This window comes from Bacillus cereus group sp. BceL062 (assembly GCF_051780025.1).
Classification (GTDB): domain Bacteria; phylum Bacillota; class Bacilli; order Bacillales; family Bacillaceae_G; genus Bacillus_A; species Bacillus_A toyonensis.
The window spans coordinates 262,529-278,254 of record NZ_JBPWGY010000004.1; the positions used below are offsets into that span (position 1 = coordinate 262,529).

Sequence of the window (15,726 nt, forward strand, 5' to 3'; positions counted from 1 at the left end):
AAATGAATGCATCGTTTTCAAATGAGAGCTATGTAGATTGTGAGGGGTTACCGATGGATGAAATAATAAAAGAGTTACAAAAGCTAGGTTTTTCCCAATATGAATGCAAAGCGTACATTGGATTATTAAAACATTCCCCAGTAACAGGATACGAAGTGAGTAAACAAACAGGGGTACCTCGTTCGATGATTTATGAAGTACTTGGCAAGTTGATGGATAAAGGAGCGGTGCATATCGTTCCTTCTGAACCAGTGAAATATGTACCAGTGCCAGCTACGGAATTAATGGATCGAATGCGAAAAGACTTTGAAAAGTCCTTTGCATTTTTAGACCAGAAATTAAATTGTTTAGAACAAGAGAGGCAAATTGATGTAATTTCGCATATTCGCTCAAATGATCGTGTTTTGAAAGAAATATGCAATATAATTAATAGAGCAAAAGAAGAGCTATGGATTTCAGTATGGGAAGATCAAGTGCACGAGATTGAGCCGTTCATTCATCAAAAGGAAGAGGAAGGCGTACATATTTTTTCCATTTTATTTGGTGCTCCAGAAACAAAAATAGGAGCGACATTTCATCATAATTATATGACACCTCACGTCGTTGAAAAGAGAATGGGAGGTCATTTAACTGTTATCGCGCGTGATGGGGAAGAAGTATTAATTGCTAACTTTTCAAATGATAGCACTTCATGGGCGGTGACAACGTATGATCCAGCTTTAGTACTCGTCGCTACAGAGTATGTTCGACACGATATTATGGTGGAAGAGATTACGAAGGAGTTTGGAGCTGATAAATTAGATACATTATGGCGTGAAAACATAGATTTAGTTCATGTCGTAACAGGCAAACGCACGATGGAAGAAATGGAGGGAGATAATGGTGAATAAAGCTCAAGCACATATGACACTGCAGAGCGATGATTCATTTCAGCAAGGTGTAAAGGATTGTTTACCAACTGTATTTGGATATTTGAGCATCGGTATAGCAGCTGGTGTTATTGCGAAAACAGCAGGTTTTTCGGTCATAGAAATCGCCTTTATGTCCACGTTAATTTACGCAGGTTCTGCTCAGTTTATATTAGCGGGGATGTATGCAGCAGGTGCCCCAGCCTCAGCAATTATTTTTACCGTGTTCTTTGTTAATTTACGTCACTTATTAATGAGTGCGGCACTTGCGCCTTACTTCACGAAGATACCTCTTTTTAAAAATGTAATAATTGGTTCGCAAATTACAGATGAAACTTTCGGCGTTGCAGTGCAACAAGCAGCGCAAAAAGGATATTTAGGCGAGAAATGGATGATGGGCCTTAATGTAACAGCGTATTTAAATTGGATTCTTGCTACAGTTATCGGGGGGCTTTTTGGTGAGTGGATACCAGACCCTCATACGTACGGGATGGATTATGCATTACCAGCGATGTTTATCGGATTATTTGTACTTCAGCTAATAAGTAGTAAACCGAAACTAGCAATTCATCTCAGTGTAGCAATTGTAGCGATTATTATCGCATACGTTTCACACTTATTTATGCCAGATAGTATAGCAGTTATTATTGCAACATTACTAGCTGCGACGATTGGAGTGCTGATTGAAAAATGGAAATGAGATTAGATGTATTATTACTATTACTAGCGGCAGGAGCTGTCACACTCGTTCCGCGTATTTTGCCTCTTCTCGTATTTAGTAAAATACAAATTCCAGACTGGGGTTTAAAATGGTTAAATTACATACCAATTGCGATATTAGCAGCACTTTTAGCACAAGTATTATTTATGCATGAGACGATGCAGTGGGATTATCTTATCGCCGCAATTCCAACATTTCTTGTCGCAATCTATACTCGTAGTCTATTAGGAACCGTATTAACTGGAGTGATTGTGATTATTTTGTTACGTTTCTTTTTCTAGAAAGGATTCGGCTCATATAATAGCGAAAGGTGTAATAATAAGAAATATATAGGGGTGGTGTTATGATACTTTTAACGATAGGAGCAATATTGTTAACGTTGTTTATTTTCTTTATTATCGGCTTTATTACGTTTATGATGTTTGTTGATAAGGCGACACCTCAAATTTATTATACACCTTGTGAATCAGTGACAGTGAAGTCTAAAGGTAAAGATAGAAGGAAGAAAAGTTGATGTCGTGCTTTTCTTCCTTTTCTTTTACATTCCTGAAAGAACTAACAACAACACTCCGAATAGAAAACTAATAAAAGAAAGAAAACCGATACATATCGAGAACACACGATTATTTCTCCATTCGCGCCAGAAGACGATAAATCCTAAAATGCAAAGGAAAAACCAAATGGGTAAAAATATGAACTCACTCATTTTCTTGGGGAGTAACGAATAAAAAGTTGTTACATATAGTACCCAATTTGTCAAAAATAAAATACAAACGATAATGGATTGTGAATAGGGACGTTTTAAAAATTTCTCATTTTTAACTGTTATAAAAATGAGAGTTAGCGCTGATATAAAGGCAATGATTATGAAAATAAGTAAGAGTAATGTAAGGGGCATTAGAACCTCCTTTATAAGAGTGCTTTCATAAGAAATGAATCTATTAAATTGTATACTTGTTTTGTAGAGTGTTCGTTATATTTTTCAGTGTATGGATTTAAAAATCCATGCTCACCCTGTAGTTGTTTTATTTCTAATAAAGGATTATCTTGTTGCTGTAATGTTTTCGTTAAGGAGGATACTGAAAAACTAATTTCTTTTTCAGGAAAAATGAGTAATGTAGCACATGCAGGCTTCATGTGAACATAATCGCGTATACGAGAGCCGTAACATCCAATAATAAAATCTAGTTTTGGATTGTTACTACATAGCCATGAGATGGTAGCTCCAACGCTAAAGCCGATAAGTCCAATATGTGTGTAACGATTGGAAAGGCTATGAATGAGTTCCTCAATTTGCTTTTTTCCACCATCAAATCCAATGTGGTTCATAAAATATTGGTATGCTTTTTCTTCATTATTATAATGAAATGCCTGTTGTAATTGTAGAAGATTCGGGCAGAATACATCTATTTGAGATGAAGTGAAGTGGTCAATTACATGATGCATATGATCATTTACACCATATATTTCATGTGAAACAACGAGAGCTAATTTTTTCTTCATCATTACAAAATTTCTCTTTGAAACTTGTATTCTTTCTCTACAAGGCAAATACGCAAGTGGAAGTTTTCATACCATTGCTCACGACCTCTTTTTTTCGCTTCTTTATGTAAGGTGTTCTTTTTCCAATTTTCAATTGCTTCAAGTGATTCCCAATAAGAAATTGTAATGCCGAGGCCCGAATTACCGCGTGCACTTTCTACACCTAAAAATCCAGGTTGCTGCTTCGCAAGTTCCTCCATTGTTTCGGCAACGGTACTATAATCTGTTGTATCATTTGATAAATTAGAAGTGAATATAACTGCATAATAAGGTTTGTTTTTTTCTAAATCAGATTTCATTGTCTTTCCCCCTTAATGTATAGTACGAATAATTCATCCATAGTTTGTATTTTAGCAGGTCACAAAAAGAAAAGAAGTGGAAAATTCAAATTTTTTCATCCCATGTAAAATAGAAGATAGAAGAAATTTATAATAAATAATCTAAAGAAAGAAAAACGCCACTTCAAAAAATTGAAGTGGCGTTTCTTATATTTCCTCTAAGCTATTAACTGGAACAGTTAATTCGCGACCTGGATTTTTTACTTCATATATGCGGGCGGTTTCGTTGCTTTCGTCGACGTGTTGAATCATAACGGGCATGCCTTGAAAACTGACATTAGCATGTTCCGCTGACACAGAAAGCTCTTTTGCACGTTGAATATTCATTTATATTCCTCCCATCATTATTATCTTTGCTAAAAAAGAGGAATAATATACCATTTCGAGACATTCTTAAAGTTTTTGTATTATTTGTAATGTTTCTTTAATAAATGAAGTGAAGATGGAATCAGGATAGGACTGTACGATTTCATATGCTTCTGTTACTTCTTCAAGAGCTCTTTTTTTATCATTAAGTTTGACATAACAAAGAGCACGATATGCCCCAGCTGTTGTAAGCCGTGCGTGATCAAGTGGATGGTTTATATAATCTGGTATGATAGCACGTTGTAATGTTTTTAAAGCTTCTTCGTATTGTTTTAAACCATACAAAGCCTTTCCTTTTTCAAGATAATACGATCCATCATCTTGAAAAATTCGCTCATCTTTTAGTTTTTCTCGAAATTGTTCTACATGTTCTAATGCAATAGTATATTCATGAGTAATTGTGTTATAGTAGTAAGCTTTTAAAAGATTAATAACCGCTGCAGATAAAGTATCTTCTGTAAAAATGGCAAATTGCTCTGATTTTTTTATGTAATGTAAATATTGTTCTTTATCAGCCGTTAGGACTTTTTGGTAAGATAAAATACGGTAAAATTCATCTGTTTTATAATATACTTGATGTTTTTTTGAAAATGCAAGTGCATCTAAAATGACACTTTCACATTGTTCGTAATTACCATATGCAAGAAAAATAATCGCCTCATATAAATATAACTCGATATGTATAATGAGATCCATTTCTAAATGTTTCTCTTCATAGTCATTTCGGATGCTAGCAATGAGTTGTAAACATTCAGCATACTTTTTACGTGTGAATATCGTAAAGGATAATTTTAATTTTGTTTCCGTACTTTCCCGGTATAACGTATATTTTTCAAAAATAGAAGTAGCCTTTTCCACGTAATGTTCAATATTGTAATCTTTCATTTTAGCCGCAGCTGTTACAAATTGTTTATATAAACGAGCGGTATTCAAAGTAGGAGGTAGCTCTTTTTGAACGATAGGTAGTAAAACCTCATATACTTCATCGTACTTATTTGCTTTTATTAGTTGTTCCATTTGTTGAATGAGTTCTATCATTTCCACATCATCATCTTCTAGTAAAAAACTCGTTTCGCATCCAAGTTTTTCAGCAATATATTGTAATGTTTTCATGGAAGGTGTAGCTTTTCCGTTTTCAATTTGGCTTAGCATACTTTTTGTCAGTTCTGAACCTGCTAAATCAGTTTGAGTAAGCTTTTTTTCTTTTCGTAACGTTTTAATTTTTGCACCGAGAGTAGCCATCATATGCTCCTTTATAATTTAAAAGTTAAATACAATTAAACTTTTTATTGTAAAAATTGGAAAGTTGATTATATAATAAGTTTAACACAATTTAACTTTTAAGGGGAGAGTGTCATAATGGGGGATGTAAGTATAGGTCAACATGATTGGAAAATGAAGATTGCAACGAGAAATATTATTTTAATGATGATTGGAAAAATGACGTCCTTGTTAGGGGCGGGTATTTATACGTTTGCAATGGGGCTATACGTATTAAAGACAACTGGTTCAGGAATGGGGTTTGCAACTACTCTTATTTGCGGATCAATACCAAGAATGATCTGTGGCCCAATTGCAGGTGCTGTAGCTGACCGCGTCAATCGAAAATGGCTTGTCATTGGCACAGATTTATTAAGTAGTTTAACGATGCTTATTATGTTTATTCTTGCAACTACTTTTGGGCCATCACTACTGTTTATTTATGTATCAGCGGCATTATTATCAATTTGTGCAAGTTTTTATTCTGTAGCATTAACTTCGTCTATTCCTAATTTAGTAGATGAGGAGCGTATTCAAAAAGCGAGTGCTTTGAACCAGACTGCAGCATCATTATCGAATATTTTAGCACCAATTATTGGCGGAGTTGTATTTGGTTTCTTTTCAATTAAGTCGTTCTTTCTGTTAAATAGTATTACATTCTTTTTAGCGGTAATTGTACAATTATTTATCGTATTTGATTTATATAAAAAAGAAATGGTTGAAAGTAAAGAGCATTTCTTGATGAGTATAAAAGAAGGTTTTTCATATATAAAAAGACAGCATGAAATATATGGTTTAATGAAAATAGGGCTATGGGTAAACTTTTTTGCAAGTGCACTGTTCGTTTCACTACCATTTATTATTATTCAAAACCTGCATTTATCCTCGAAGCAACTCGGTGTTGTAGAGGGCATGTTAGCTGTCGGGATGCTAATTGGTGCGATTGCATTATCAGTACGTAAAGAAGTGAATAATCCGTTTCGCTCTGTTTATATTGGGCTGTTTTTATTTGCGGGTTTAAGTTTATGTACGGTCTTCCCATTGTTAGTTACCATTCCGAAAGTAGTAAGTTTTATGTACTATATTGCTTTTATGATTTTAACGGGTATATCAATGATGGCTGTAAATATCCCGATGCAAGTACATTTGCAAAAGACGACAGATCCAAGTTATTTAGGCCGTGTTTTCGGTTTGCTTGAAACAATTGCTACTGCTATTGCACCGCTTGGTATGATTGTATATGGATTATTATTAGATATGTTACCGACTAGCATTGTTATGATGACAATAGGCGGAGGATTATTGTTAGTTGTTTTAGTTGGAGTGAAGAAGCATGTAGCGAAAAAGCAAGTGGATGTGTCAGCCTAAAAGAAAATTTGACTTAATGATAAAAAATGACCAAATTAGTATTTTAGTTTTTGAAACTCTTTTTCATGTATGTTACAGTAAAGTGAGCAGGCAAAGAAAAGGAGAAAACATCATGAAAAAAATAAGTTTTGTTATGCTTTTTCTGTTAGTTGTAATGGCTGGATGTAGCAATTATGACACGTATATTGAAACAGGTATGCAATCATTGAAAGATGAAAAATATAGTGATGCAACAATGTGGTTCGAAAAAGCAGAAAAAGAGAAATCAGGAAATGAAGCGAAATCATATAAAGAAATTGCCGAGATAATGGATCACGGAGCAACAGCATTAAAAGACGGTAAGTATTTAGAAGCGAAAGATATTGCAAATGAAGTGTTACAAAAGAAAAAAGATGATGAACTTGAAAAAGCTGTGAAATCAAATGCAGAGAATATGCTTCAAAAAGCAAAAGATGTGGAAGAGAAAGTAAATGAAAGAGTGGCAAAGCGGAGAAAAGTAGAAGAAGAAGGAATCGATAAACTTATTAAAGCAGTCGATAGTATAGATGAAGTGAAAGAAAAAGAGAAAAAAGTTTCAGAAGCATTAGATAAGGCTGAAGAGGCACAAGCAAAAATTGAGGCGAAGAAAAATAAATAGAGTTTTAGTTTAAAAGGCTGTCGTGTATAACGACAGCCTTTTAATTTTTGGCTGCGAAAGAAATGATGCTATGTAGTAAAAAAGAAATGATTTTAGAATTCCATCTGTCCTCATGATGAATCGTATAAATGTTACGCTGAAATTCAAATCTTGGAATTGGTATATAGCATAGCTCATTTCGCTGTATTTCTTGTTCAATAGCAAGTTTAGAAATAAAAGCGACGCCATTCCCGTATTTTAAAATTTGTTTCATCGTTTCTAATGAATCTAGTTCAATTTCAGATTTGAATGTGATGTTATGTGCTAGTGTCCATTGTGTAAGTAAATCTCTCGTTGTAGATGGATTACGATGCAATAATATACGTTCTTTTTCGATATCTTGTAATGATACATTTGTCTTTTTAGCAAAATGATGTTCTTTGGAAAAAGCGAGAACAAGTGTATCAGGCATTACATTCGTTTGTTTTAAAAGTGGTTCATCAAATGGTGCAGCAGAAATTACTCCGAGATCAATTTCATGATTTTGTAGCATGATTCGAATTTCAGGAGCTGGTTTTACCATGAGCGTTATTTTTATATTAGGAAATTCGCATTGAAATTGGTGAACAACTTCTGGTAAAAGATAAGTCGCTGGTACATAACTAGCACCGATTGTTATAGCACCTTTATGAAAATCTTTAAACTCTTGTGTGACCCGCCTAGCTTCTTTCATAAGTGCATCTATTTTACAAGCATAATGATGAAATGCCTCGCCAGCCTCTGTTAAGAAATACCTTCCGGAACGTAATTCAAATAAAGACACACCAAGTTCCTCTTCTAAGCTTTTTATATGAAATGTAATAGTAGGTTGTTTCACGCCAAGTTTTTCTGCAACAATCGTAAGCTTTTTGTATTTCTTAATAAGCACTACAATTTCTAATTTTAAGAGATTCATTATGAATTGCCCGCCTTTTTTATTTTAACTATAGAAAAAATCTATAGAAATAAATAGTTTATTAGAAGTTTTTTAATTTAATCTTTACAGTACATTAACATTCAGTATAAATCCTCCATATAGAATGAAAGCAGGTTAAGAATGAGGGGAGAGAGGTGAAACGATGGATATTAAAATTTACGGATTAGAAAAGACATTTGGACAAACACAGGCGTTAAAACCACTGCAAATTGTCATGAAACAAGGGGAATTTACCACACTTTTAGGACCTTCTGGATGCGGAAAAACGACTTTACTTAGAATGATTGCAGGGCTTGAAGAGCCGGATAAAGGTGAAATATATTTTGGAGATAAGTGTATGTATTCTGGTGCGAAAAAAATAAAAACATCTCCTCATGAACGGAATATCGGTATGGTATTTCAAGATTTTGCTTTATGGCCGCATATGACTGTGTTTGAAAATGTTGCATTTGGATTAAGGGCTACAAAGCAAACGAATCATTTACGAGAAAAGGTAGAAGATGCGATAAAACGAGTTCGCCTGCAAGGTATGGAGAAAAGATATCCACACGAACTTTCTGGTGGACAGCAGCAACGTGTTGCATTTGCTAGGGCAATTGTAACAAAACCTCATTTTATTTTGTTTGATGAACCGCTTAGTGCACTCGATGCAATTTTGCGTGAAGAAATGCGCTTAGAGCTTATGGATATCGTTCATTCTATTGGCTTAACGGCATTGTATGTAACGCATGATCAAACGGAAGCTATGTCAATGTCAGATCAAATTATTGTCATGAAACAAGGAGAAGTATTACAAAAAGGAACGCCAGAAGATATTTATGTGAAGCCGTCTCATGAATTTGTTGCAAAGTTTGTTGGTAAGGCAAATTGGCTTGTAGAGAATAAACAAATGGTTCGTCCAGAGCACGTGAACTGGGCAAAAAATGAAGTGTGCGATACGTATACAGGTGAAATTCAGCACGTTACATATGTCGGAGAACGTTATGAAGTGAAAGTAAACATGGGGACACTCGGTGTATGGACAGCTTATCACAATAGTAAGCTAAGCGTCGGTAAACCGGTATCCTTATATGTACCAAAAAAATGTATTCATCATATAGGGGGAGAGTCGTATGAAGAAATTCAGTTCGCTTAAGTCTTTATTTGTATGTACTTTACTATTTTCAGCTGTAGTAACAGGTTGTAGTTCAAAGACAGGTAGTGCAGATGCAAAAAATAAAAATTCTAATGAAAAGAAAATTGTTGTATATAGTGCAGGACCGAAAGGATTAGCAGAAAAAATTCAAAAGGACTTTGAAAAGAAAACCGGTATAAAAGTGGAAATGTTTCAAGGAACAACAGGTAAGATTTTAGCGAGAATGGAAGCTGAAAAGAAAAATCCAGTCGTTGACGTTGTCGTACTCGCTTCTTTACCAGCGATGGAAGGACTAAAGAAAGATGGTCAAACGTTACCTTATAAAGAAGCGAAACAAGCTGATAAGCTGCGTTCTGAATGGTCAGATGATAAAGGACATTATTTTGGATATAGTGCTTCAGCATTAGGAATTGTGTACAACACAAAAAATGTGAAAACAGCACCTGAAGATTGGAGCGATATAACGAAAGGAGAATGGAAAGGAAAAGTGAATCTTCCAGATCCAGCACTTTCAGGTTCAGCTTTAGACTTTGTAACAGGATATGTGAAAAAGAATGGACAAGATGGATGGAAATTATTTGAACAACTTAAGAAAAATGAAGGTACAGTAGCGGGGGCAAACCAAGAAGCGTTAGACCCAGTTGTAACAGGTGCGAAAGATATGGTAATTGCGGGTGTTGATTATATGACGTACAGTGCAAAAGTTAAGGGTGAACCGGTTGATATCGTATATCCAAAAAGCGGAACAGTTATTAGTCCACGTGCGGCAGGCATTATGAAGGGTAGTAAAAATGTAGAAGGTGCAAAAGAGTTTATTGATTATTTATTATCAGATGATGTACAAAAACAAGTTTCTAAAGCGTATTTATTGCCAGGTAGAAAAGATATAAAAGCTGAAAATAGACCGGATGTAGAAGAGATTCCAGTATTACATATTGATTGGAAAACAGTTGAGAAAGAACAAGATGCAATAGGAAAACAATTTAAGAAAGTATTTCAATAAGATGGTGATTACATGGTAAATCGATTCGTGTCAGTAAGACAAGTTGGAATGACAGTAGCGTTGTTACTTGTGGCGATGTTAATCGTCATTCCGCTTTTTCTCATTTTATTTTCTAGTGTATATGAAAATAGCAGTTGGAATTTTTTAAAGCCTTTTGAAGTCATGCAGAGTGGCGGATTAGCTGGGATTTTTCTGAATTCGATGCTGCTAGGTGTACTCGTTGTAATAGGAGCTACAATATTTGCATTTCCATTGGCGTTCATTATGAGTAAAACCGATGTAGGAAAGTATAGTAAGTTAGATATTGTTTTTATGATTCCATTTATGACCCCGCCTTATATCGGATCGATGGGATGGATTTTGTTCATGCAACCTAACGGCTATTTTGAACAATTTTTTCCGATGCTAAAGACGATTTCATCATCGTTTTTTAGTTTAGGAGGTATGGTCTTAATTATGAGTCTGCATTTATTCCCATTCCTTTATTTCATGTTGAAAAACACGTTACTTCAGATTGGGAGTAGTAAAGAAGAAGCGGCAGCAGTTCATGGTGGGAGCTTTTTCTATCGTTTACGAAAAATAATATTGCCGTTATTAGTATCAAGCTATGTCATGGGTGCTTTACTCATTTTCGTAAAGACGATTGCTGAATTTGGAACACCAGCTACATTTGGGCGTAGAATAGGATTCCACGTGTTAACATCAGAAATCCATAAATTTATTTCGAGTTGGCCGATTGATTTTAGTAGTGCAACAGCATTATCTTCTTTATTACTTAGTGCATGTATGCTCATTTGGTATATGCAAAATGTATTGAATCGAAAGTATTCATATGCAATGGTTAGTGGAAAAGGTGTGAAATCTAAAAGGTATACTTTGTCTATATTTGCGCGCGTTGTAGCATGGGTTTATGTGATTAGTTTGCTAATCGTATCAATTGGTATCCCATACTTTTCTATACTGATTGCTTCATTGTCGAAATTAAGAGGCGGTGGCTTACATGTAAATAACTTTACAATAAGTCATTATGAAGCATTGTTTACAATGGGTTCTCCAGGATTAGAAGCTTTATGGAACAGTTTTCTTTTTTCGCTCGTAACAGCGGTTGTTGCTGTAATGATTGGAGTCTTTTTAGCACTTATGATTCGAAAGGGGAAGAAGTCTTCTGAAAAATGGCTTGATATGTGCGGTATGTTACCGAATATGGTACCAGGAATAGTGATGGTTGTAGGTCTTATTTTATTTTGGAATTCACCATATATGCCTATGTCCATTTACAATACACCTGTTATGGTTATCGTAACGTATGTTGTTCTTTTTTTACCTTATACAGTGCAGTATGTAAAATCATCGCTCGGACAAATTGATGACTCTCTTGTGCAGGCAGGAAGTATTTTTTCCGGGAATTATATTTATATTTTTAGGAAAATAATATTGCCTCTTATTATTCCTGGCATTCTCGCTGGATGGGCGATGACATTTACGATTTCAATACGAGAGTTAGTAGCATCGCTTCTCGTATTACCTCCATCAGTAGAAACGTCAGCAACGTTTATTTTTGCTCAATTTGAACAGGGGGAAGTATCTATAGGAATGGCGATGGCAGTTGTTTCTGTTGGAATTACAACACTATGCTTATTACTTCTGCAACATATGGAGCAAAAAAGAAAAGGGGTCGCATGATGAGGGTAGAAGTATGGGGAGGAGCAGGAGAGTACGGTCGTTCCTGCTATTTTGTAAAAAATAAAGAGACAAAAATCGTATTTGATTGTGGTATTAATCGATCGTATGAAGATAGTTATCCAAAACTAGAAAGAGAAGTCGTTCCATTTTTAGAGGCGGTATTTTTATCGCATATTCATGAAGATCATACGATGGGTTTACCTTTATTAGCGAAGTATGGATATAAGAAAAAAATATGGACAACTCGTTATACAAAGGAACAACTTCCAGCTTATTTTGAAAAATGGAGAAACTACAATCTTTCGCAAGGGTGGAATGTACCTTATAACGATCAAAATATAAAAGATTTAAATTATGTATGTATTGATGAGATTAGTAATCCAAATGAATGGATACAAATTACTCCTACATTGCGGTTTCAATGGGGGTATAGTGGGCATGTATTAGGAGCGGTTTGGTTTTTAGTGGATATGTGTAATACATACGTATTTTATTCTGGTGATTATTCCGCAGAATCTAATATACTACGAGCAAATTTACCTGAGAAGTTGCGAAGCAATATAAAAATTGCAATTGTAGATGCCGCTTACCATACTGATGATGTTTCGCAAAATGAAAGATTAGATAATCTATGTGCAGAAATTGAACGAGTTATGAAAAATAAAGGAATAGCATTACTACCGCTACCGCAACTTGGTAGGGCGCAAGATATAGTATTGTATTTATATGAACGATATAAAGAATTTCCGCTTATAGTAGATAAAGAAATTTTGGCTGGATTTGAAGAGATGTTCCTATATAAAGATTGGATAAAAAATAATGAAGAACTTCAATGGGTTATGGAGAGTTTAAAAAGAAACATAATCGTTATGGATCATGACATTAGTCTGCAAAATAGTTACGGAATAGTTGTAATGAGTGATGCGAATATGCAAACGAAACGCGCACAGTTATACTATGAACAAATTCGGCATGAAGAACGGAATTCCATTATTTTTACAGGACATATTGCGAAAGAGAGTTTTGCAGAAAAAGTTATGAAAGAGCATGTAAGGAATACATGTAGGGTGAATCGAGTTCCGTATAAAGTTCATCAAAGTATGGGTGATGTTAAGGCAATGTTAAATATATTATTACCGGAACATACTTTGTTAGTGCACGCTCTTAAAGAGGATACGGATCGATTACAACAAAAGCTAAGTACAGCAGGATATGAAAATATATATTCACTTGCAATGGAACGTATAGAAGTCATTTAAAATGTAAAGGGGATAGGTATATGAAAAAAGTATTTGTATTCGTAAGCATTTTCTTTTGTTGTTTCTTTTATAACGTGATGGAAGGGTTTGCTGCTAGTCCAATGAAACCTAGTTTTGAAGTGAAGTTATTATTAAAGCCAGAACAAGTATTAGGTTATAACAAAGAGATGAAGCAAGAGGTACTAGAACATTTCCAAGCTGGTACAAATGATGAAAGAATACAAGTGCAATTTTTAGATACGGCGAATAAAAGTTTAAGTAACGAAGGTTGGTTTGCGAGAATTCGAAAGAAAGAATTTAGTAAAGATTTTGAGCTAACATATAAAAAAAGATATCCTATTCAAAATGGTGTAATTCAAGATGCACTAGAAGTAGCTAAAAAAGAAGGATTTGATAGTAAAACTGATAGTTATGAGGCGGAAATAGATTGGGGATTTGGGAAGAAAACGTTAAGTATTTCAAATAAGAAAAGTTACAGTGCGAAAGGATATGGGGTACTTGACTTACCAAACGAACAAGCTGCTCAAAATATGTTAATAGAAAAGTTACCAGGGAAAATGAACAAATGGTTGTATACGAATTGGGGAGAAGAAATGTTAAGGGATTCTCACATTTACGGTCCTGTATTAATGAAACGATATACAGGTGAATTTGAAAATATAAAAACGAATATTGAAATTTGGCCATTAGGTAATACTGGGAAGATAGAAGATGACTTCGTAATAGAAGTGTCGTTTAAAACAAATGAGGAAAGTATTGCGACAAAACAAAGAGAATTATTAATGGCGAGTATAGAGAAAAAAGGATGGTTGTTACCGAAAGATAGTTTGAAGACAGAGCTTATTTTTCAGTAAATGAGAAAAAAGGAATCCATATTTCGTGGATTCCTTTTTCTAATATATGAGTATTAAGCTAAGTCAGCTGACACGAACATATCACTATTTTGAAGATTTTTAGAGCGTAAACTATAAGCAACTACCTTCTTTTTATGTTGTTTTACAACATCAACATGCTCCTCGTGACTATAAATATAAAATGTAAAATCCTTTTTGCCACGTTTTGCATTGATAATTAAAGGAGTGCCTTCATTGTGAGGCGGTGCATAATAGCGATCTAAAAATAAACCTTCATTAAAATCATGAATGATTTGAGACTTTTTTTCGTCTTCTACGCTCTTCCCATTAATAGTAACAGTCACATTCTCTTCTTCAAGTTGTGGATGTGTTTCGTACTTGCTAATAATGGATTCAATAACAGAGTTAGGAAGGCTAGAAACGATAATTTTAAATGCCCCAAATACAACTAACAGTACAATAAACCAAGTCGTCATAGTATATCATCCCCTTTATTCTATTTAATAATATAACTCATATGGTAATAGTACATATGGTGAAGTTTTGTATAATTTGTGAAAAATATGCCATTTTTACGAACGAAATATTAGAAAAATCAATTTTGTTACAAAAAGTTGAAATCGAAGTATTTTAAAAGAAAAAGGTTTATAATAAAAATATAACTAATAACCACATTACTAATTATAAGGAAGTGTAACTATGAGTACTGTAGCAATCGTGTATGGTATTATTCTTTCTACAATTATTGTTTTATTTTTCGTTGGAGTTTCACGTTATATTCATAAATGGAAAGAAGGCGTTGCGAAATTAAATCACATTGAAGAAGAACTTAGTGATTTAATGTTACATCATGGTAAGTAAAAGAGTTATTATTTAACTAAACAATGTGAAGGATATCACAAAACATGTTTTCCTAATGAAAGCATGTTTTTTTATTATGTGCTGAATAGGCACATATCATCTATTTTTTCCATACGATACATCGTTAAGTACAAAATGTTAGGAGCGGAAAAGAGGGATGATATGAGTACGTCAGGTTATGTTCCAGATAATAAAAATTTAAAGAAAAGCTCAGGAACTCCAAACCTTTTCTTTGATTCAAGAAAAAATGTCTTTTTTAAAAGGGATGAGAAAAACGTTGCATATGAAGTTACTTCAACGCAGTTACCAGCAATGATTGGAGGAGCATTTGTTGATTTATTTATGACGAAGGGACATATGCGAGAACCGCATTGGCATCCGAATGCATGGGAATTAGATGTTGTTGTATCAGGAGAAGCAGTTACATCCATTTTAAATCCTGAAACGAATCAATTGCAAAATTATCATGTAAAAGCGGGGCAAACTGTCTTTATTCCAATGGGATGGTGGCATTGGATCACAGCCATAACAGAAGAAGTACAATTACATTTGTTCTTCAATAACGATCAGTTTGAAACAGCAGAAGGATCAGACATACTTAGATTAACACCACCAGAAGTATTTCAAGCTGCATACGGTGTAAGTGCAGAGAAATTAGAGAAAGACCTTTCGCCAATTAAGGAGTCAGTTGTAATTGGTCCACCTAACTCCAAACGGCTAAAAGATGTTAAAGAAAGTGACGACTCAAATATAGTCGTTACGTTAAATGGACAAATAACTTCATGTGAAATAGAGTAACTCTTTCTTTTTTAGGAAGAGTTATTCTGTTTTGTATA

General features: G+C 34.3%; 21 protein-coding genes. 14 read left to right on the forward strand and 7 right to left on the reverse strand.

The genetic code is table 11. From position 1 onward, the window contains the following. Positions 1-53: 53 nt before the first annotated feature. The 4 genes from ACS2MN_RS12370 (at position 54) to ACS2MN_RS12385 (ending at position 2,143) form a co-directional block, all read left to right on the forward strand. Positions 54-890: a TrmB family transcriptional regulator gene (locus ACS2MN_RS12370; RefSeq protein ID WP_000343347.1), complete on the forward strand. Its 837-nt coding sequence runs from the start codon at positions 54-56 to the stop codon at positions 888-890. Then, complete coding sequence (locus tag ACS2MN_RS12375; protein ID WP_000247290.1) at positions 880-1,608, forward strand: AzlC family ABC transporter permease; 729 nt, start codon at positions 880-882, stop codon at positions 1,606-1,608. Before ACS2MN_RS12370 ends, ACS2MN_RS12375 begins: the two co-directional genes overlap by 11 nt. Further along, positions 1,599-1,910, forward strand: coding sequence for an AzlD domain-containing protein (locus ACS2MN_RS12380; RefSeq protein WP_000425939.1), 312 nt, complete (start codon positions 1,599-1,601; stop codon positions 1,908-1,910). Before ACS2MN_RS12375 ends, ACS2MN_RS12380 begins: the two co-directional genes overlap by 10 nt. Positions 1,911-1,972: 62 nt before the next feature. Beyond that, positions 1,973-2,143, forward strand: a complete 171-nt coding sequence (locus tag ACS2MN_RS12385; protein ID WP_000602233.1) for a DUF3951 domain-containing protein — start codon at positions 1,973-1,975, stop codon at positions 2,141-2,143. Positions 2,144-2,167: 24 nt separating this feature from the next. Here ACS2MN_RS12385 and ACS2MN_RS12390 read toward each other — a convergent pair whose 3' ends face one another. The 5 genes from ACS2MN_RS12390 to ACS2MN_RS12410 form a co-directional block, all read right to left on the reverse strand. Then, a complete protein-coding gene (locus tag ACS2MN_RS12390) occupies positions 2,168-2,527 on the reverse strand; it encodes a hypothetical protein (protein ID WP_001131598.1) in 360 nt (119 codons plus the stop codon). 11 nt (positions 2,528-2,538) lie between these two features. Further along, entirely contained in the window at positions 2,539-3,132 is a 594-nt protein-coding gene (locus ACS2MN_RS12395; RefSeq protein ID WP_043322879.1) for a dienelactone hydrolase family protein, read from the reverse strand. Positions 3,133-3,134: 2 nt separating this feature from the next. Continuing rightward, on the reverse strand, positions 3,135-3,470 hold the full coding sequence (locus ACS2MN_RS12400) for an antibiotic biosynthesis monooxygenase family protein (protein WP_000834002.1): 336 nt from the start codon (positions 3,468-3,470) through the stop codon (positions 3,135-3,137). 186 nt (positions 3,471-3,656) lie between these two features. Beyond that, a complete protein-coding gene (locus ACS2MN_RS12405) occupies positions 3,657-3,836 on the reverse strand; it encodes an H-type small acid-soluble spore protein (protein ID WP_001025738.1) in 180 nt (59 codons plus the stop codon). 66 nt (positions 3,837-3,902) lie between these two features. Beyond that, on the reverse strand, positions 3,903-5,117 hold the full coding sequence (locus ACS2MN_RS12410; protein ID WP_000212332.1) for a helix-turn-helix domain-containing protein: 1,215 nt from the start codon (positions 5,115-5,117) through the stop codon (positions 3,903-3,905). A gap of 117 nt (positions 5,118-5,234) precedes the next feature. Here ACS2MN_RS12410 and ACS2MN_RS12415 point away from each other — a divergent pair, with 117 nt between their 5' ends. Further along, on the forward strand, positions 5,235-6,503 hold the full coding sequence (locus ACS2MN_RS12415; RefSeq protein WP_000503120.1) for an MFS transporter: 1,269 nt from the start codon (positions 5,235-5,237) through the stop codon (positions 6,501-6,503). 112 nt (positions 6,504-6,615) lie between these two features. Continuing rightward, the gene (locus ACS2MN_RS12420) at positions 6,616-7,140 is read left to right on the forward strand and encodes a DUF4398 domain-containing protein (protein WP_000723949.1); all 525 of its coding nucleotides are present in this window, start codon (positions 6,616-6,618) and stop codon (positions 7,138-7,140) included. A 40-nt stretch (positions 7,141-7,180) separates the two neighbouring features. Here the strand turns inward: ACS2MN_RS12420 and ACS2MN_RS12425 are convergent, their stop codons facing one another. Then, the gene (locus ACS2MN_RS12425) at positions 7,181-8,074 is read right to left on the reverse strand and encodes a LysR substrate-binding domain-containing protein (protein WP_438894703.1); all 894 of its coding nucleotides are present in this window, start codon (positions 8,072-8,074) and stop codon (positions 7,181-7,183) included. 163 nt (positions 8,075-8,237) lie between these two features. Here ACS2MN_RS12425 and ACS2MN_RS12430 point away from each other — a divergent pair, with 163 nt between their 5' ends. From ACS2MN_RS12430 to ACS2MN_RS12450, 5 genes are read left to right on the forward strand one after another with little or no spacing between them, the layout of a single operon-like run. Further along, positions 8,238-9,230: an ABC transporter ATP-binding protein gene (locus ACS2MN_RS12430; RefSeq protein ID WP_000351834.1), complete on the forward strand. Its 993-nt coding sequence runs from the start codon at positions 8,238-8,240 to the stop codon at positions 9,228-9,230. Next, positions 9,208-10,233, forward strand: coding sequence for an ABC transporter substrate-binding protein (locus ACS2MN_RS12435; protein ID WP_346994126.1), 1,026 nt, complete (start codon positions 9,208-9,210; stop codon positions 10,231-10,233). Before ACS2MN_RS12430 ends, ACS2MN_RS12435 begins: the two co-directional genes overlap by 23 nt. 12 nt (positions 10,234-10,245) lie before the next feature. After that, positions 10,246-11,916 (forward strand): ABC transporter permease, encoded by a 1,671-nt coding sequence (locus ACS2MN_RS12440; RefSeq protein WP_088055375.1) that lies wholly within the window; start codon positions 10,246-10,248, stop codon positions 11,914-11,916. Further along, on the forward strand, positions 11,913-13,175 hold the full coding sequence (locus tag ACS2MN_RS12445) for an MBL fold metallo-hydrolase (protein WP_015000322.1): 1,263 nt from the start codon (positions 11,913-11,915) through the stop codon (positions 13,173-13,175). The genes ACS2MN_RS12440 and ACS2MN_RS12445 overlap by 4 nt, the downstream gene beginning before the upstream one ends. A 20-nt stretch (positions 13,176-13,195) precedes the next feature. Next, on the forward strand, positions 13,196-14,029 hold the full coding sequence (locus tag ACS2MN_RS12450) for a hypothetical protein (RefSeq protein WP_000755303.1): 834 nt from the start codon (positions 13,196-13,198) through the stop codon (positions 14,027-14,029). Between the two features lie 53 nt (positions 14,030-14,082). Here the strand turns inward: ACS2MN_RS12450 and ACS2MN_RS12455 are convergent, their stop codons facing one another. Beyond that, positions 14,083-14,505, reverse strand: coding sequence for a YfmQ family protein (locus tag ACS2MN_RS12455; protein WP_000214566.1), 423 nt, complete (start codon positions 14,503-14,505; stop codon positions 14,083-14,085). Positions 14,506-14,546: 41 nt separating this feature from the next. Between ACS2MN_RS12455 and ACS2MN_RS12460 the strand changes: the two genes are divergently transcribed. The 3 genes from ACS2MN_RS12460 to ACS2MN_RS12470 all read left to right on the forward strand — a co-directional run bounded on the left by ACS2MN_RS12460 (position 14,547) and on the right by ACS2MN_RS12470 (position 15,688). Then, positions 14,547-14,663 carry a hypothetical protein gene (locus tag ACS2MN_RS12460; RefSeq protein ID WP_002011946.1) on the forward strand — a complete coding sequence of 39 codons (117 nt, stop codon included), beginning with the start codon at positions 14,547-14,549 and terminating at the stop codon, positions 14,661-14,663. A 65-nt stretch (positions 14,664-14,728) separates the two neighbouring features. After that, positions 14,729-14,890 carry a hypothetical protein gene (locus ACS2MN_RS12465; protein WP_000108701.1) on the forward strand — a complete coding sequence of 54 codons (162 nt, stop codon included), beginning with the start codon at positions 14,729-14,731 and terminating at the stop codon, positions 14,888-14,890. 162 nt (positions 14,891-15,052) lie between these two features. Further along, positions 15,053-15,688 carry a cupin domain-containing protein gene (locus ACS2MN_RS12470; RefSeq protein WP_000107762.1) on the forward strand — a complete coding sequence of 212 codons (636 nt, stop codon included), beginning with the start codon at positions 15,053-15,055 and terminating at the stop codon, positions 15,686-15,688. Positions 15,689-15,726 lie beyond the last annotated feature (38 nt).

Coding starts and splice junctions, on each gene's coding strand:
- ACS2MN_RS12370 (WP_000343347.1), top strand. CDS start 54: ATGGATGAAATAATAAAAGAGTTACAAAAGCTAGGTTTTTCCCAATAT.
- ACS2MN_RS12375 (WP_000247290.1), top strand. CDS start 880: ATGGTGAATAAAGCTCAAGCACATATGACACTGCAGAGCGATGATTCA.
- ACS2MN_RS12380 (WP_000425939.1), top strand. CDS start 1,599: ATGGAAATGAGATTAGATGTATTATTACTATTACTAGCGGCAGGAGCT.
- ACS2MN_RS12385 (WP_000602233.1), top strand. CDS start 1,973: ATGATACTTTTAACGATAGGAGCAATATTGTTAACGTTGTTTATTTTC.
- ACS2MN_RS12390 (WP_001131598.1), bottom strand. CDS start 2,527: ATGCCCCTTACATTACTCTTACTTATTTTCATAATCATTGCCTTTATA.
- ACS2MN_RS12395 (WP_043322879.1), bottom strand. CDS start 3,132: ATGAAGAAAAAATTAGCTCTCGTTGTTTCACATGAAATATATGGTGTA.
- ACS2MN_RS12400 (WP_000834002.1), bottom strand. CDS start 3,470: ATGAAATCTGATTTAGAAAAAAACAAACCTTATTATGCAGTTATATTC.
- ACS2MN_RS12405 (WP_001025738.1), bottom strand. CDS start 3,836: ATGAATATTCAACGTGCAAAAGAGCTTTCTGTGTCAGCGGAACATGCT.
- ACS2MN_RS12410 (WP_000212332.1), bottom strand. CDS start 5,117: ATGGCTACTCTCGGTGCAAAAATTAAAACGTTACGAAAAGAAAAAAAG.
- ACS2MN_RS12415 (WP_000503120.1), top strand. CDS start 5,235: ATGGGGGATGTAAGTATAGGTCAACATGATTGGAAAATGAAGATTGCA.
- ACS2MN_RS12420 (WP_000723949.1), top strand. CDS start 6,616: ATGAAAAAAATAAGTTTTGTTATGCTTTTTCTGTTAGTTGTAATGGCT.
- ACS2MN_RS12425 (WP_438894703.1), bottom strand. CDS start 8,074: ATGAATCTCTTAAAATTAGAAATTGTAGTGCTTATTAAGAAATACAAA.
- ACS2MN_RS12430 (WP_000351834.1), top strand. CDS start 8,238: ATGGATATTAAAATTTACGGATTAGAAAAGACATTTGGACAAACACAG.
- ACS2MN_RS12435 (WP_346994126.1), top strand. CDS start 9,208: ATGAAGAAATTCAGTTCGCTTAAGTCTTTATTTGTATGTACTTTACTA.
- ACS2MN_RS12440 (WP_088055375.1), top strand. CDS start 10,246: ATGGTAAATCGATTCGTGTCAGTAAGACAAGTTGGAATGACAGTAGCG.
- ACS2MN_RS12445 (WP_015000322.1), top strand. CDS start 11,913: ATGATGAGGGTAGAAGTATGGGGAGGAGCAGGAGAGTACGGTCGTTCC.
- ACS2MN_RS12450 (WP_000755303.1), top strand. CDS start 13,196: ATGAAAAAAGTATTTGTATTCGTAAGCATTTTCTTTTGTTGTTTCTTT.
- ACS2MN_RS12455 (WP_000214566.1), bottom strand. CDS start 14,505: ATGACGACTTGGTTTATTGTACTGTTAGTTGTATTTGGGGCATTTAAA.
- ACS2MN_RS12460 (WP_002011946.1), top strand. CDS start 14,547: ATGGTAATAGTACATATGGTGAAGTTTTGTATAATTTGTGAAAAATAT.
- ACS2MN_RS12465 (WP_000108701.1), top strand. CDS start 14,729: ATGAGTACTGTAGCAATCGTGTATGGTATTATTCTTTCTACAATTATT.
- ACS2MN_RS12470 (WP_000107762.1), top strand. CDS start 15,053: ATGAGTACGTCAGGTTATGTTCCAGATAATAAAAATTTAAAGAAAAGC.